Source organism: Brevibacterium linens ATCC 9172 (genome assembly GCF_900169165.1).
GTDB classification, from domain to species: domain Bacteria; phylum Actinomycetota; class Actinomycetes; order Actinomycetales; family Brevibacteriaceae; genus Brevibacterium; species Brevibacterium linens.
Window position 1 is genome coordinate 1 of the sequence record NZ_FXYY01000018.1, and the last position, 14,247, is coordinate 14,247.

At 65.2% G+C, this 14,247-nt stretch carries 16 protein-coding genes, 1 tRNA gene and 1 pseudogene; 15 read left to right on the forward strand and 3 right to left on the reverse strand.

The window, feature by feature from the left end; translation table 11 throughout:
* The 6 genes and pseudogenes from BLIN9172_RS18600 to BLIN9172_RS12915 all read left to right on the forward strand — a co-directional run.
* A pseudogene (locus BLIN9172_RS18600) lies at window positions 1-111 on the forward strand (IS5/IS1182 family transposase); the annotation flags it as partial.
* A gap of 323 nt (window positions 112-434) precedes the next feature.
* A complete protein-coding gene (locus BLIN9172_RS12895) occupies window positions 435-641 on the forward strand; it encodes a hypothetical protein (RefSeq protein WP_127364059.1) in 207 nt (68 codons plus the stop codon).
* Between the two features lie 68 nt (window positions 642-709).
* On the forward strand, window positions 710-1,657 hold the full coding sequence (locus BLIN9172_RS12900; RefSeq protein ID WP_101555440.1) for an intradiol ring-cleavage dioxygenase: 948 nt from the start codon (window positions 710-712) through the stop codon (window positions 1,655-1,657).
* A gap of 132 nt (window positions 1,658-1,789) precedes the next feature.
* Entirely contained in the window at window positions 1,790-1,966 is a 177-nt protein-coding gene (locus BLIN9172_RS18865; protein ID WP_240812150.1) for a hypothetical protein, read from the forward strand.
* Complete coding sequence (gene tatC, locus BLIN9172_RS12910) at window positions 1,963-2,790, forward strand: twin-arginine translocase subunit TatC (protein ID WP_240812149.1); 828 nt, start codon at window positions 1,963-1,965, stop codon at window positions 2,788-2,790. The genes BLIN9172_RS18865 and tatC overlap by 4 nt, the downstream gene beginning before the upstream one ends.
* Complete coding sequence (locus tag BLIN9172_RS12915; protein WP_101555441.1) at window positions 2,778-3,266, forward strand: twin-arginine translocase TatA/TatE family subunit; 489 nt, start codon at window positions 2,778-2,780, stop codon at window positions 3,264-3,266. Before tatC ends, BLIN9172_RS12915 begins: the two co-directional genes overlap by 13 nt.
* On the opposite strand, the gene BLIN9172_RS12920 is transcribed toward BLIN9172_RS12915, so the two are convergent.
* The 3 genes from BLIN9172_RS12920 to BLIN9172_RS12930 form a co-directional block, all read right to left on the reverse strand.
* Window positions 3,256-3,867, reverse strand: coding sequence for a hypothetical protein (locus BLIN9172_RS12920; RefSeq protein ID WP_101555442.1), 612 nt, complete (start codon window positions 3,865-3,867; stop codon window positions 3,256-3,258). The genes BLIN9172_RS12915 and BLIN9172_RS12920 overlap by 11 nt on opposite strands.
* 333 nt (window positions 3,868-4,200) lie before the next feature.
* Window positions 4,201-5,457 carry a serine hydrolase domain-containing protein gene (locus tag BLIN9172_RS12925; RefSeq protein ID WP_240812148.1) on the reverse strand — a complete coding sequence of 419 codons (1,257 nt, stop codon included), beginning with the start codon at window positions 5,455-5,457 and terminating at the stop codon, window positions 4,201-4,203.
* 124 nt (window positions 5,458-5,581) lie between these two features.
* The gene (locus BLIN9172_RS12930; RefSeq protein WP_205751058.1) at window positions 5,582-7,321 is read right to left on the reverse strand and encodes a biotin carboxylase; all 1,740 of its coding nucleotides are present in this window, start codon (window positions 7,319-7,321) and stop codon (window positions 5,582-5,584) included.
* Between the two features lie 184 nt (window positions 7,322-7,505).
* Between BLIN9172_RS12930 and BLIN9172_RS12935 the strand changes: the two genes are divergently transcribed.
* The 9 genes from BLIN9172_RS12935 to rplA all read left to right on the forward strand — a co-directional run bounded on the left by BLIN9172_RS12935 (window position 7,506) and on the right by rplA (window position 14,131).
* Window positions 7,506-7,955 carry an FAS1-like dehydratase domain-containing protein gene (locus tag BLIN9172_RS12935; RefSeq protein ID WP_101555443.1) on the forward strand — a complete coding sequence of 150 codons (450 nt, stop codon included), beginning with the start codon at window positions 7,506-7,508 and terminating at the stop codon, window positions 7,953-7,955.
* Complete coding sequence (locus BLIN9172_RS18610) at window positions 7,952-8,395, forward strand: MaoC/PaaZ C-terminal domain-containing protein (RefSeq protein ID WP_101555444.1); 444 nt, start codon at window positions 7,952-7,954, stop codon at window positions 8,393-8,395. Before BLIN9172_RS12935 ends, BLIN9172_RS18610 begins: the two co-directional genes overlap by 4 nt.
* On the forward strand, window positions 8,392-9,501 hold the full coding sequence (locus BLIN9172_RS12945) for a UDP-N-acetylmuramate dehydrogenase (protein ID WP_240812147.1): 1,110 nt from the start codon (window positions 8,392-8,394) through the stop codon (window positions 9,499-9,501). The genes BLIN9172_RS18610 and BLIN9172_RS12945 overlap by 4 nt, the downstream gene beginning before the upstream one ends.
* 9 nt (window positions 9,502-9,510) lie before the next feature.
* Window positions 9,511-11,157: a metallophosphoesterase family protein gene (locus BLIN9172_RS12950; RefSeq protein ID WP_240812146.1), complete on the forward strand. Its 1,647-nt coding sequence runs from the start codon at window positions 9,511-9,513 to the stop codon at window positions 11,155-11,157.
* A gap of 126 nt (window positions 11,158-11,283) precedes the next feature.
* Window positions 11,284-11,356 (forward strand) — tRNA-Trp (locus tag BLIN9172_RS12955).
* A 95-nt stretch (window positions 11,357-11,451) separates the two neighbouring features.
* Complete coding sequence (secE, locus tag BLIN9172_RS12960; RefSeq protein WP_025776638.1) at window positions 11,452-11,730, forward strand: preprotein translocase subunit SecE; 279 nt, start codon at window positions 11,452-11,454, stop codon at window positions 11,728-11,730.
* A gap of 82 nt (window positions 11,731-11,812) precedes the next feature.
* Window positions 11,813-12,661: a transcription termination/antitermination protein NusG gene (gene nusG / locus BLIN9172_RS12965; RefSeq protein ID WP_101555446.1), complete on the forward strand. Its 849-nt coding sequence runs from the start codon at window positions 11,813-11,815 to the stop codon at window positions 12,659-12,661.
* Window positions 12,662-12,933: 272 nt separating this feature from the next.
* A complete protein-coding gene (gene rplK, locus BLIN9172_RS12970; protein WP_101555447.1) occupies window positions 12,934-13,371 on the forward strand; it encodes a 50S ribosomal protein L11 in 438 nt (145 codons plus the stop codon).
* 64 nt (window positions 13,372-13,435) lie between these two features.
* Window positions 13,436-14,131: a 50S ribosomal protein L1 gene (rplA, locus tag BLIN9172_RS12975; protein WP_101555448.1), complete on the forward strand. Its 696-nt coding sequence runs from the start codon at window positions 13,436-13,438 to the stop codon at window positions 14,129-14,131.
* The last annotated feature ends 116 nt before the right edge of the window (window positions 14,132-14,247 follow it).

Consider the following 14,247-nt stretch of genomic DNA (forward strand, 5'->3'; position numbering starts at 1 on the left):
TTTGCCTACGTCAAGCAATGGCGGGGGTTAGCGACGAGATACGACAAGCTCGCCATCACCTATCGAGCGGCCGTCGTGATCAGCGCGATCCTGACATGGCTCCGCCAATAAAGGAGACATGCCCTAGATTGCGAAGCGAGTTCACGTCGTAGTCGAAGCATGTCTGCTTGGAATCTGTTAATCGTGAGGTCGGGGGATCGAGTCCCCCTCCCGCTACCGATCAACTCCCTCATCAGGATGATGAATCCGATGGGGGAGTTTCTGTGTCCGGGGACTCCTTGAGACCGTGTTGCGCGATTCCTTCCTGCCATGCCGGTCTTGCTCTGTGAGGTACGCCACAGACTGCAGAAGCGCAGTGACAACATCGGCGCGAGCCTCTCTTCCCAACACACCCGGTAGCGACCGCCGACTCATCTTGCGGGGTGCCCCCGCTAATGGAAGAAGCAATCGGGATGATCAGGGACGGACGCTCGGACGACGGCACCTGGACTCACGACCATCGTCTTGACGGCGACCTCTGGTTCCACGTCGACGCCCCGGTCGGCGAGCCCTCGAGGTGGGTGACTCTGCAGGCCCAACGGGTCCTCGACTGGTGGGCTGGAACACAGCCGGTCTGGACTTCCACAGTCGCCGCTCAGTAACGCCACAGTCCCGCGCCAGAGCCGATATCCACGATGGTGTCATCACACCATCGAAGGAAGGACAGCTCATGGCTCGCGTACCCGAACCGGACCAGACCCCCAACGGACCCGCCTACGAAGGACGGCTCCTCGATCGACCCGAGGAGGAGGTCGTCGACCAGGGCGCCTCGTTCGACATCCGCACCCTCTTCAGCCGACGTGGAGTCCTCGGGCTCGTCGGCGCCGGCGTCGGCACCATGGCCCTGGCCGCCTGCACCTCCGAGGCCTCCGGCTCGACGAGCTTGGCCTCGAGCAGCAGCGGATCGGTCACCGAGATCCCCGACGAGACGGCAGGCCCGTACCCGGCGGACGGAACGAACGGTCCGGACATCCTCGAAGATTCCGGAATCGTGCGCTCGGACATCCGCTCGAACATCGACGGGACCGACACCGTTGACGGGGTGCCTCTGACCTTCTCCCTCACGGTCACCGATATGGCCGGTGACAATGCTCCGTTCGAGGGCGCCGCCGTCTACGCGTGGCACTGTGATGCTCAGGGCCGCTACTCGATGTATTCCGAGGGAGTCGAGGACGCCACCTGGCTGCGCGGCGTCCAGGTCGCCGATGAGAACGGCGAGGTCACCTTCACCTCGATCTTCCCTGTCTGCTATTCCGGCCGATGGCCGCACATCCACTTCGAGGTCTACCCGGACGTCGACTCCATCACCGACGCCGAGAATGCCATCGCCACCTCGCAGATGGCCATGCCCGAAGACGCCTGCAACGCCGTCTACGAACTCGACGCCTATGACGGATCGGTGAAGAACCTTGCGAACGTCAGCCTCGACGACGATAACGTTTTCGGCGACGACGGAGGCGAGCACCAGATCGCCACGATCAGCGGCGACACCGACTCCGGATACACCGCCACACTCGACGTCCCCGTCGACACCGACACCGAACCGACCGGCGGCGATGCCCCGGCAGGCGGAGGCCAGGGAGGAACCCCTCCCGAAGGCGCCCCCGAAAAGCCCTGACAACTCCGGGAAAGGCTCGCCATCATGCTGCACAACCTCACGGGCTGACACGCCCTCGTCATCCTCGCCATCATCATCCTCGTCTTCGGCGCGGCCAAGCTGCCCGCACTCGCCAAGAGCCTCGGACAGTCCGTGCGCATCCTCAAGGACGAATCGGCCGACACCCGGTCGGGTGAGGCGGCACCTGCGCCGCGATACGAAGCGGTGACCGACCCGATCGTCACCGATCCCACCCCTGCGCCCGCCTCGGCGAGGGACGATTCCACCGCCGAGGCCGGCCCAGCCGATCAGACACGGCCGCGATCATGAGCACCGCCGCCGCGGAGAAGATGCCGCTGTCCACGCACCTGCGGGAGGCGCGGACACGGGCGGTGCGCGCGGCGGTGGCACTGCTCATCGGCACGGTCGTCGGCTATTTCACGTCAGACCTCGTCATGGACGTCCTCCGCGCTCCGATCACCGACCTCGCCGCATCCCGCAGCGCTTCGCTCAACTACGACAGCGTCACCGGGGCCTTCGACCTGCAGCTGCGCAACGCCGTGTACTCCGGAATCATCCTCTCCAGCCCGGTGTGGCTGGGGGAGATCTTCGGATTCCTCACCCCGGGTCTGACCGCGAAGGAGAAGAAGTACACGTTCGGCTTCCTCGGTGCCGCACTTCCTCTCTTCGTCGTCGGCTGCCTCACCGGCCTGTACGTCTTCCCGCGGATGGTCGAGGTGCTCACCTCATTCGCCTCGAGCGAGGACAGCACCATCCTCCAGGCGTCCTACTACTTCGACTTCGTCTTCAAGATCGTCATCGCCACCGGCATCGCCTTCGTCCTCCCGGTCTTCCTCGTCGTCCTCAACTTCATCGGACTGCTCTCTGCCCGATCGATCGCGAAGGCCTGGCGGGTCAGCATCGTCGGAATCGTCGTCTTCGCCGCCCTGGTCACCCCCGCCGCCGATGTGCTGTCGATGTTCTTCGTCGCCGCCCCGATGGTCCTGCTCTTCCTCGCCGCGCTCGCCATCGCGTGGCTCCACGCCCGGGCCCGCAGGTACCGCTCGAACCTCGGGGCGCCGACTGCCGATGAACTGAAGACCGGACGAGCGCAGACCACGCCCACGGAAAGGAGCCGGACATGTTCGGCCTGAGCTTCGAGAAGATCGTCCTCGTCGGCATCATCGCCGCGATCATCCTCGGCCCGAGGCGGCTGCCCCACTACGCTGAGAAACTCGGCGAAATGGTTCGCGTGCTTCGTGCCCAGGTCGAGGCCGCGCGGACACGCGCCGCCGAAACCGTGGGCGCTGAGGACTGGCAGACGCTCGATCCCCGCCAGTATGATCCGCGGCGGATCATCCGCGACGCACTGGAGGCACCGAATCCGGAGCCCGCCGAGGCGGCCGGCAGCTATGTCATCACCGGATCGTCGGGACACCCGCGGAGACGCTTCGTCGCCCACGCGGACGACAGCCACGCGGGCGACAGCCGTGCGGGCGACGAAGTCAGCGCTGACGAGAACCCGGCGACCGGGCGGAGAGGGGAGGGCCGCCTCGGCGATCTGCAGGAGGCCCCGGAGATCGGGGATCGCGTCGGCCGGGAGAAGGCCGCCTCGGTGATCAGTCCTTGAAGTCGAAGTCGTCCTTGTCGATTCCGGGGAACTTGAGTTCGTACTTGATCATCTCGCCCTTGTGGTCGACGATCTTCACGGTGCCGTAATAGGTCTTCTCGCCCTCGTAGGCCGACTTGTCCTTGACTGTGACATCGCAGGTCTCGAATCCGTACCATTCGCGCAGGTCCATATCGTCACCGCAATCGGCCTTCTTCACCTTCATGTCGAGTTTGTTCTCGAACAGGTCGATGAGGTCGGCCTCGATGGATCTGGCAGGCACGGTGCCGTTTCCCTCTTCGTCGACTTTCATCGCATCGTCGCTGGCCCAGTTCGTCGTCGTCGCGGCATCAGCGAACGGGTCGGTCGACTTCGTGTCGGTCGGTTCCGCCTCGGCGGGTTCCGACGCCGGTGTCTCCGCCGCCTTCGACTCGACGGCACCTCCGCCGAAGCCGCCGTCCGATGAGTCCTCGCTCTCGGTCGACTGTGCCGCTTCGGACTGCTCACCTCCGGCGGGGTTGTCGCCGGAGCCTCCGCATGCGGCCAAGGTCAAGGCAAGAGCCGTTCCTGCAGCGGCGGTCAGCAGGCGGGGCGCCCAAGTGGTCCGGCGTATCGGGGTCATGGTCTGGCTCCTTCGCACTCTCGCGATCACAGAAGTTGTCGGTACGTCAACGATTCTGCCATGGCCGATTGCTGTCAGACGTCGAATCATGTGAGCATCCGGCGACAGCTGTGGCGATTCGGGCACATCCGTGCCGGGGGCTGACCACGTTTCAGGTCGGGACGTGAGTATCACTCACCGCTCCTGGCACAACCACCCGTTGCAACAGGAAGTAATGCGAGGAACGGCCCGTGATGATCGAGCACCTGTAGGAGATGACGCCGCCGGTGCGAGGTGAAGGCAACGGCGCAGGTTGCGGGTGACGGTGCGTGATGACGGCCTGCTGGTGCCCGGCTACTCCGCGGTGGGGGAGTTCACGGCCTTCGCGAGAGCCTCGAAGGCGCGGATCGTCGGGAACATCTTCGTCGCATCCTGCGGCAGCCCCCAGCTCGAGAGCTTGACGCCGAGGACATTGGCGCCTGGGTTCATGTAGATCATCTGCCCGTGGATGCCCAGAGCCAGGAAGGCGTGGGAGTCGGGGAACGGGAACCAGAACTGGTTGTGATACGCCCCGCCCGGCATCCGATTGTCTCCGGGCCCATCGGCGAACGCCTGCCGCACATCCTCGGTGGTGGTCAGCGTATCGCCGATCCACGTCGTCGGAGCCACCTGCTGTCCGGTCAGCGACTGGCCGCGGTTGATGTAGACGTAGCCGAATCGGGCGAGATCGCGCAGACTCGTGTTGATGCCGCCGTCGAACATCCCGACCCCGTACTGGTCGGTGGCGATGATCGCGTCCTGTTCGGCACCGATCCGCGACCACAGCACCCGTGACATGAGCGACTGCATGCGTTCGCCGGCGATCTTCTCGCACACCCAGCCGAGCACATCGGTCTCGCACGACCGGTATTCGAAGACTCCGCCGTGGTCGGACTTCGCTTCGAGCGTGGCAAGGAACTCGTACATGCCGATGCCCGGGTTCTCCCGCTTGGCCTCGGCCCAGCCGATCTGCTCCTCGATCTGTCTGACCTCGGACTTCGGGTCGAGGTAGTTCTCGGAGAAGCGGATGCCCGAACGCATATCGAGGGTGTGTCGCACGGTCGCCCCGGCGTAGCCGGAATCGGCGAGCTCGGGAACATAGTCGGTGATGAGACGGTTCGGATCGAGGTCGCCGGAACCGGCGAGGACACCTGCGACGGTGCCGACAAGAGATTTCGACACGGACATGAGCAGATGTTCGGTCGCCGGGGTCATCTCCCCGAAGTACTCCTCGGTGAGCACGGTCCCGTTGTGCATGAACATCCACGCATCCGTGTCCGTGGATCCGATGACGCTGCGGACGCTGCGGGCTTCCGAATACTCCGTGGCCGGCACCTCGACCTCGCCGAGGTCCTGAAGGTCGACGGACAGCTCGGCCACGGGTCCGGTGCCACGCGAGATCGGCGTCGTCGGCAGAACTCGTGCGACGTTCTGGAATGACCAGCGCACATTGTCCGGGTCCTGCCAGTTGTCCCGGTCGATCCCGGCAGCCGGATCGACGGGTGCCGATGGGGTCGGGATCTGGTCGGCTGGGGGAGTGGCCGCGGTGTGCTCCGGTGACGGTTCGATCACTCTTCACCTCTGATTCTCGCATCGGATCGGGCGCGGAACGTGTCCGCGGGCGGCAGCTGGCAGCCGCCTCGGTTCGTGTTGAGGTTATCACCGAGGCGGCTCCGCCCACCGTGGATGTGTGGGCTCAGTCGCCCTTGGCTCCCGGCCCGCCGAGAGCCGGCGACGGATCGTCGGCGACGACCGGGACTCCGGCATACATCGCGCGGATCGAGTCGATGAAGTGCTTGGCCCGGATGCTCAGCGCATCGGGTCCGCCGACATTCGTCTGCAGCGGATTCTTCGTCACCAGCACTCCGAGGTCCGCCCCTTTCCAGCGATAGTCCCCGGCACCGAAGATGCGCAGGAAGAACACCTCGCTGCCGTTCTGCAGCGGGTGCCAGTCGAGCGCGGCACGTTTGTACGTCAGCGTCCCGTACTGGTCGAGATAGTACTGACCCGTCAGCGGGGAATGCGTGATGTACTCGGTGATCGGAGCCGTCTCCTTGATGATCATCTGGCTCCACTCATCGGCTCCGGAGAGCTCTTCCCAGCGCTCGTTGATCTCGTTGATGTCGAGGTCGAACTCGACATCGAGGTACTCGAGCAGATGGAACAGGAACAGCGGCACATCGGCATAGGCGCCTGCGGTGACGTTCGTGATCGCCGAGGCCCCGGAGATGCGCGGGTTGAGCTCACCGAGGTAGCAGTCGTCGTTGTCGAGATCGACGAGGACATCGACTTCGAAGAACCCGCGGTAGCCGCGTTTGCGCAGACCTTCGCCCATCTTGCGCACGAGCTCACGGGTCTGCGCTCGCTGTTCTGCATTGAGGACATCGGGTTTCATCTCATTGCCGCACCAGCCGCCCTTGTACGGGGTGAGTTCGGCGAAGCCCGCCAGCTCCGTGAGATACGGACCGACGACGACTCCGCTGGAGGTGATGACCGCCTCGACGGCGACCGGAGTGTTGTTGATCCGCTTCATCACCTTCAGCTGCTCGCCGATGATGTCGTCCTTGTGCGTCTCCCAACCGGAGGCATCGGAGATGAAGAACGTCGTCTTCCCGGAATCCCCGTAGGGGGTCTGCACGACGAGATCCGTGCCCAGCCCCGCCTCGGCGGCCCGCTCATTGAGCTCGTCATAGGTGTCAGCGGTGGTCAGCACGTTCGGGACGGAGAACGCACCGGCCTCATTGCCGAGCTTCGTCGTCTCGATCTTCGAATCGAGCTGATTGCGCAGAGCCGCCGACGGCAGGATGAGATCGTAGCCGAGTTCCCGGCAGATCCGCTCCGTCTCCTCGTCGAAGAAGACCATCGCGACCTTCACCCGCTCACCATGGGGGACATTGCGCGTCATATGAGCACGCACCTCGGCGTTGAGCAGCAGCCAGTTGTTGATCGCCTCACCCGATTCGAACTCGACATAGGGCTTGTAACGCGGGGAGAACACGCGCGGATGCCCGCCGTCCCAGCCGTCGTAGTAGGTGATGTACGAGAAATTGCGCACCCACCGGTCGAGACCGAGCAGGTTGAATGGGGTGGCGCCGACGAAGAAGATCGGGGTCTGATTCGTGCGGAAGTAGTGCCGGACCTCGGACACGTTGCGCAGCGGTCGATGCAGCTGGACCCTGTCGGCTTCCTTGCCGGCATAGGCGGCGTCGGTGGCCACGGCCACCTCGACCTGCGGTGGGGCGTCATCGGCTGCGGCCGGTCCGGAAGCGGCTGTCGCGGTTGCCGGCGCAGCGGCCGCCGGCGCACCGGCGGCGGGAGCGCCGGGACCGGGAGCCTGCGGTGAGGGGACCGCGACTGCGTCTTTGACTCGCGCGCCGGGTTTCGCCGTCTGTGCCTCGGGGCTCGTCGGGTCTGCGCTGGGGGATTCGTTCGTCATCGCACTACTCCTTACCAAATGTGATGTGGACAACATATATTAGTTTCGAAGCTATGAGGCCGATGGTGCAGGAATTGTATGAACCGGATACGAACGCGCGATCAATTCTTCGCCGGTGAGCCTCATCCAGAGGCCGTGCCTTAGGCTGGTGTCGATACCGACCCCAGCAGAAGAGAGAGCGCATATGCCGGTGAATACGGAGAAGCAGGGGGCCACGTTCTTCCTGCCGCAGCCCTATGAGGTCTCCAGGGAGGCGATCGCGGAATTCGCGCTCGCCACCGGAGCGAAGGCCGATTACCATTTCGACACCGAGGCGGCGACCGCGCTGGGCTACCGCGACGTCGTCGCCCCTGCCACCTTCGCCGTGATCATCGCGCAGAAATCGGAAGCCGCCTACATCTCCGACCCCGATTCGGGCATCGACTTCTCGAAGGTCGTCCACGGCTCCGAGCAGTTCTCGTTCACCCGTCCCATCGTCGCCGGCGACGTCCTGGCCGCCGTGACCCATGTCGACGGAGTCCGGGCCGCAGGCAGCAACGCCATGATCACCACCCGCACCGAGATCACCGATGTCGCGCAGCAGCCCGTCGTCACCGTGACCTCGACCATCGTCGTGAGAGGAGACGGAGAATGAGCGCCATCGACTTCTCCACACTGACCATCGGAGACACCGTCGTGGAATCCGAAATCCCGCTCTCGCGCGCCTCCCTGGTCGACTATGCCGCGGCCTCGGGCGATCACAACCCGATCCACTGGAACGAACGCTTTGCCCGCGAGGTCGGTCTCGACGATGTCATCGCCCACGGAATGCTGTCGATGGCGGCGGTCATCGCCCCGGTGGCCGAATGGCTCGGCGACCCCGGTGCGATCGTCGACTACCGGACCCGCTTCTCCGCGCCCGTCGTCGTCCCCGATGCCGAAACCGGATCACCGGCGACTCCGACGACTTCGCTGAAGCTCACCGCCACGGTCGGTGGCGTCGACCCTGCCGTCGGTACGGCCCGCATCGACATCACCGTGAAGTCCGGTGCGGCCGATGTCCTCAGCCGCACCCAGGTTCGGATCTCGGCGTGAGTCAAGCCCACTCGCAGGACCTGTCCGCGTTCACCACCTTCCGCCTCGGCGGGCCGGCCCCGCAGGTCATCGTCGCGAACACCCGCGACGAACTGCTCGACTTCTGCGCCGCCCACCCGCTCGAACTCAACGGTGAGGACACGGCGCAAGTCCTGTTCATCGGCGGCGGATCGAATCTGCTCATCGCCGATGCCGGCTTCGACGGCCCGGTCTGCGTGGTCCGGACCACCGGGGTGGAGACGACCGAGACCACGACGGCCGACACCCGGGTCACCGCTGAGGCGGGGGAGGACTGGGATTCCTTCGTCGCCCACACTCTCGGCCTGGGGCTGTCCGGGCTCGAAGCGCTGTCCGGGATCCCCGGGTCGGTCGGCGCGACTCCGATCCAGAACGTCGGTGCCTACGGCACGGAGGTCGGCGAGCTCATCTCCTCCGTCGAGGTCTTCGACCGAGTCGCCGGTCAGATCCGCCACCTCACCGCCGTCGAACTCGAATTCGGCTACCGCACCTCGGCGCTCAAGCGCGCGCAGGTCGCGGCCGGGACCCCGCAGTTCGTCGTGCTGTCGGTGACCTTCGACCTCCAGCGCAGCGAACTCTCCCTGCCCGTGCGCTACGCCCAACTTGCGTCCGCACTGGGCGTCGAGATCGGCACCCGCGTTTCGGCGGCCCTCGTGCGCGACAGCGTCATCGCGCTGCGTCGGTCGAAGGGCATGGTCCTCGACGGGGACGATCACGATTCCTGGTCGGCCGGCTCCTTCTTCACCAACCCGATCGTCGACGACCCCGAGATCCTGCCGGCAGAAGCCCCGCGCTACCCGGTGACCGATCCGCTCAGTGGGGCGAAGATCGAAGGGAAGACGAAGACCTCGGCGGCCTGGCTGATCGAACACGCCGGGTTCTCCAAGGGCCACAGCCTCGGCGAGGGGCGGGCGACGCTGTCGACCAAGCACACCTTGGCTCTGACGAACCGGGGACACGCGAGCACAGCCGATGTGATCGATCTCGCGGCAACGGTCGTCGCCGGGGTCGAGGACGCATTCGGCATCACCCTCGAACCCGAACCGACCTTCATCGGCTGCTCCATCGACGACGGGCGGCGTCCTTAGACTGTGGTCGTGTCATCACGTCGGAGAATCACCGCACTCGTCATCACCCTCGCGGCAGTCGCACTCGTGACCCTGCCCTGGGCACTGTTCACCTCGCGAGCCGATCTCACCTTCGGTCCGCATGAGGCGCAGTACCGGGTCACCGCGGACTCCCGGCTCACCGTCGACTTCGGCCCCCTGGGCAGGCTGCTCGTGCCCGCCGAGGATGTCATCCCCCTCGGTCTGGGACTGCACGTCGACATCGGGGAGATCCCCGTGTCCGGCGACTCGGACGACGAAGAGCGGCCCGCGGCCGACCTGGAGGCGGTAGCCGACCCCGGTGGGGGAGCCGTCGACGCCCTCGGCGGTGACATCGCGTCCTACGCTTCGCTGTTCACGGCCCCGCAGGCACAGATCGACCAGGTCATCGCCGGTCTCAGCCAGGAGATCCTCACCCGCTGGGCGCTGGCCGTCTGCCTCATCACCGGCGGACTCGTCGGCCTCGCCTTCTTCCTCGGACCCACCCGAGCCGAGATCGTCATCCGGGCCTTCGCCGGCAAGGAACTCCTCGGCATCGGGCTGGTGCTCGTGCTCGTCCTCACCGGACTGGGGACCGTCGTGCTCAACCGTCCGAAGCCGATCGTCGCCGATCCGGCATTCGCGGACACGCCGTTGGCCGGATCCCAGGTCACCGGCCGCCTCGGCGGGATCATCGACACGGCGTTCGGCGCGGTGCAGGACTTCGCCGCGGACAATGACGCCTTCTACGACGACGTCCTCGGGGCGCTGCGGGCGCAATGGGACTCCCGTCCGATCACCGGCAATTGGTCCGATCGGGGGCTCGTTCCGCCCGCCGGAGTCGGCGCACCTGCTGCCGACAGCGGCGATGGCGGAGGCGGGAGGGGCGTGTCGACGTTCGTCTACGGGTCCGATATCCACTGCAACATCGGGATGGCGCGCGTCGTCGGGGCGGTCGCGGGGATGAGTCGGGCCGATGCCTATATCGACGGCGGGGACATCTCCATGACGGGCACATCGGCAGAGAACTACTGTCTCGATGTCCTCGACGACGAACTGCCGGAGAAGCTGCCGCGCATGATCGTCAAGGGCAACCATGATTCGAGGGAAACGACCCAGCACGCGAAGACCCGCGGTTGGACGGTCCTCGAGGACTCCGCGGCGGAGCTGTCCGGGGTGACCTTCTTCGGCGCCGCCGACCCGCGTCGCACCGTGTTCGGGTCCGGTCCGCAGCTGGAGACGGACCTCACCGCCGACCAGTATGCGCAGCGGCTGCGTGACGAAGCCTGCGCGGCCGATTTCGACATTATGCTCATCCACGACCCCGCAGTCGGCGCACCGAGTCTGCGCTCGGGCTGTGCCGACTACGCTCTGAGCGGACACTGGCACCGACGGGTCGGACCGGAGAACTTCGGTTCGGGTACCCGCTACGTCAGCTCGACGACCGGGGGTGCCCTGGCGAATGCACTGACACCGGGACCGCTGAAGATGAACGCGGAACTGAGCATCATCCGCGTCGACAACGAGACGAAGCGCCCCATCGACGTGCAGGTCATCACCGTCACACCGGACAAGCAGGTGCAGATCGGACAGTGGGTGCGCTTCCCCGAACCCAGACCCCTCGTGGGTCAGCCGCCGGTCGACGAACCCGGTCGGTGAGTGAGCGTCGACACGTTCGAGACCTTGCGTCGCTCCTCGGTTCGACGAACGGCGGTCGGGCACGGTATGCTCGTTTCTCGTGGTCGGACACCACAGGGATCGAATCGATCACTGCAGTCCGATCAGAGGGGTGTGGCGCAATTGGTAGCGCAACGGTCTCCAAAACCGTAGGTTGCAGGTTCGAGTCCTGTCACCCCTGCGCAGTTGACTCTGCCGAAGTCTCATCGGCCAGGCGCCGTCCTCGACCGGCACGAACAATTGTGAAGCCAAACGAAACCGACCGAGTGGGGATGTGTGAGCGACACACCGGCAAAGAAGACTGGCAGCGCACCCAGCAGTGCCTCCGGTCCCAAGAAGCTCGGATTCTTCGGACGAATCCTGCAGTTCTTCCGCGAAGTTGTGGCAGAGCTCAAGAAGGTCGTCACTCCGACCCGGAAGCAGCTGCTCAACTACACGCTCGTCGTGCTGGGCTTCATCCTGTTCATGATGCTTCTCGTCACGGGCCTCGACCTGGTCTTCGGCAAACTCGTCGGCTGGGTGTTCGGCGGAACTCCGCTGTGGCCCCTGTGGTGACACGGCCTCAGCCGTGACCCACCCCTAAGCTCAATCTTCACCCCAACCGGGAATCACAAAACGCGAAGCGAGGAATTGATCGGTGTCGGATACCAACTCACCTGAGCAGGAGACCCCTGAGACCCAGGACGTCACTCCCGAGGAGCCGGGTGCCGCTGTGGTGCCCGAAGCCGAAGAGACGGCCCATGCCGCCGAGGCGCCCGCCGCCGAGACCGCAGACGCTCCCGAACCGGCCGACGCTGAGTCCGCTGAGGCAGCCGACTCGGACGACGCCGCCGACGGCGAGCAGGATGCTGCCGCCGCCGACGATGTCGATCCGGCCGAGGAATTCAAGGCCGAACTGCGCATGCAGGAGGGTGACTGGTACGTCATCCACTCCTACGCAGGCTACGAGAACCGCGTGAAGCAGAACCTCGAGAACCGCGCAGTCAGCCTCAACCTCGAAGAGTTCATCTTCGAGTCGCAGGTGCCGATGGAAGACGTCGTCGAGATCAAGAACGGACAGCGCAAGCAGGTTCGCCGCGTGCGGATCCCCGGCTACGTGCTCGTCCGCATGGAACTGACCGACGAGTCGTGGGGCGCCGTGCGCCACACTCCGGGCGTCACCGGATTCGTCGGCAACGCCTACGACCCCACCCCGCTGTCGATCGACGAGGTCTTCTCGATGCTCGCCCCGATCTTTGAAGAGCGCCAGGCCGAAGCCGCCGCTGCCGAGGGCCCGGCCGCCGAGGCCGCCGCCAAGTCCGCACCAATCACCGAGGTGGAGTTCGAGGTCGGCGAGTCGGTGCTCGTCAAGGAAGGCTCCTTCGAGGGCCACCCTGCCACGATCCAGGAGATCCGTCCGGAGTCGCAGAAGCTCACCGTGCTGCTGTCGATCTTCGAGCGCGATGTTCCCGTCGAACTCGGCTTCGACCAGGTCTCGAAGCTCTGACGACCGCACACGTGTGCTGATCGCCTCGGCGCGATCTCGACCGAAGGGGTCCGGATGTATCCGGGCCCCTTCGGCGTTCCCCGGTGGGGCCGCCTCGGCGAGAATTCGATGGCGAGAATTCGATTCGGTGATGCCCCTCACGAGCATTTGCCCACAGGCGTGCGCGCATGGAATACTGGTGTGGTTTGATTGCGGCCCTTATCGGAAGGCCGCCATCGAACGGTGTGCTGTATATGTCTGGCACATCGAAACCTCAAGATTAAGGACCGTACATGCCTCCCAAGAAAAAGGTAGCCGGCCTCGTCAAGCTCCAGATTCAGGCAGGTGCCGCTAACCCGGCTCCTCCGATCGGTCCGGCGCTTGCCCAGCACGGCGTCAACATCATGGAATTCTGCAAGGCCTACAACGCCGCCACAGAATCCCAGCGCGGAAACATCGTTCCCGTCGAGATCACCGTGTACGAAGATCGTTCGTTCGACTTCGTGCTCAAGACCCCGCCGGCAGCCGAACTGATCAAGAAGGCCGCCGGAGTGAAGTCGGGTTCGGCCACCCCGCACACCGTCAAGGTCGCTCACCTGAGCGCCGACCAGGTGCGCGAGATCGCCACCACGAAGTTGCCCGACCTGAACGCCAACACCCTGGATCAGGCCGACCGCATCGTCGCCGGAACCGCGCGTTCCATGGGCATCACCACCGACATCGAGGTCTGAGACCTCACCCCACACAGTGGCAGGGCCCACGCAGCCCACACCACGACTGCAAGGAGTAAAGCAGATGGCAAAGCGTTCGAAGGCCTACCAGGCCGCGGCTGAGAAGATCGCCGCAGATGTGAACTACGAACCGGCTCAGGCGATCGCCCTGGCCAAAGAGACCAACGTGGCGAAGTACGACGCCACGGTCGAGGTCGCTCTCCGCCTGGGTGTCGACCCCCGCAAGGCGGACCAGATGGTGCGCGGCACCGTCAACCTTCCGCATGGTACCGGTAAGACCGCTCGGGTCCTGGTGTTCGCTGCCGGCGACCGTGCAGAAGCTGCCCGTGAAGCAGGTGCTGACTACGTCGGTTCCGATGACCTGCTGGAGAAGGTGGCCGGAGGGTTCACCGACTTCGATGCCGCTGTTGCGACCCCCGACATGATGGGCAAGGTCGGTCGTCTCGGTAAGGTGCTGGGTCCCCGCGGCCTGATGCCGAACCCGAAGACCGGCACCGTGACCATGGATGTCGCCAAGGCCGTCAACGACATCAAGGGCGGAAAGATCGAATTCCGCGTCGACAAGCACTCGAACCTGCACTTCATCATCGGAAAGGTCTCCTTCTCCGAGGAAGCTCTGCAGGAGAACTTCGATGCTGCGATCGAAGAGATCCTGCGTCTGAAGCCGTCCTCGTCGAAGGGCCGCTACATCAGCAAGGCCACGATCACGACCTCGAACGGCCCGGCCGTTCCGGTCGACCACTCGGGTCTGCGCATCTGATCGATGCACTGCGAGAGGGCGGGAAGCGATTCGTTCGCGTCCCGCCCTCTCCTTTTCCCAATTGCTACCTGACGGCGGCCCAGCAACCTCGCGCGAGGTTGCTGGGCCGCCGTCAG

Coding starts and splice junctions, on each gene's coding strand:
- BLIN9172_RS12915 (WP_101555441.1), top strand. CDS start 2,778: ATGTTCGGCCTGAGCTTCGAGAAGATCGTCCTCGTCGGCATCATCGCC.
- BLIN9172_RS12895 (WP_127364059.1), top strand. CDS start 435: ATGGAAGAAGCAATCGGGATGATCAGGGACGGACGCTCGGACGACGGC.
- rplA (WP_101555448.1), top strand. CDS start 13,436: ATGGCAAAGCGTTCGAAGGCCTACCAGGCCGCGGCTGAGAAGATCGCC.
- tatC (WP_240812149.1), top strand. CDS start 1,963: ATGAGCACCGCCGCCGCGGAGAAGATGCCGCTGTCCACGCACCTGCGG.
- BLIN9172_RS12900 (WP_101555440.1), top strand. CDS start 710: ATGGCTCGCGTACCCGAACCGGACCAGACCCCCAACGGACCCGCCTAC.
- BLIN9172_RS12920 (WP_101555442.1), bottom strand. CDS start 3,867: ATGACCCCGATACGCCGGACCACTTGGGCGCCCCGCCTGCTGACCGCC.
- BLIN9172_RS12930 (WP_205751058.1), bottom strand. CDS start 7,321: ATGACGAACGAATCCCCCAGCGCAGACCCGACGAGCCCCGAGGCACAG.
- BLIN9172_RS12935 (WP_101555443.1), top strand. CDS start 7,506: ATGCCGGTGAATACGGAGAAGCAGGGGGCCACGTTCTTCCTGCCGCAG.
- BLIN9172_RS18610 (WP_101555444.1), top strand. CDS start 7,952: ATGAGCGCCATCGACTTCTCCACACTGACCATCGGAGACACCGTCGTG.
- rplK (WP_101555447.1), top strand. CDS start 12,934: ATGCCTCCCAAGAAAAAGGTAGCCGGCCTCGTCAAGCTCCAGATTCAG.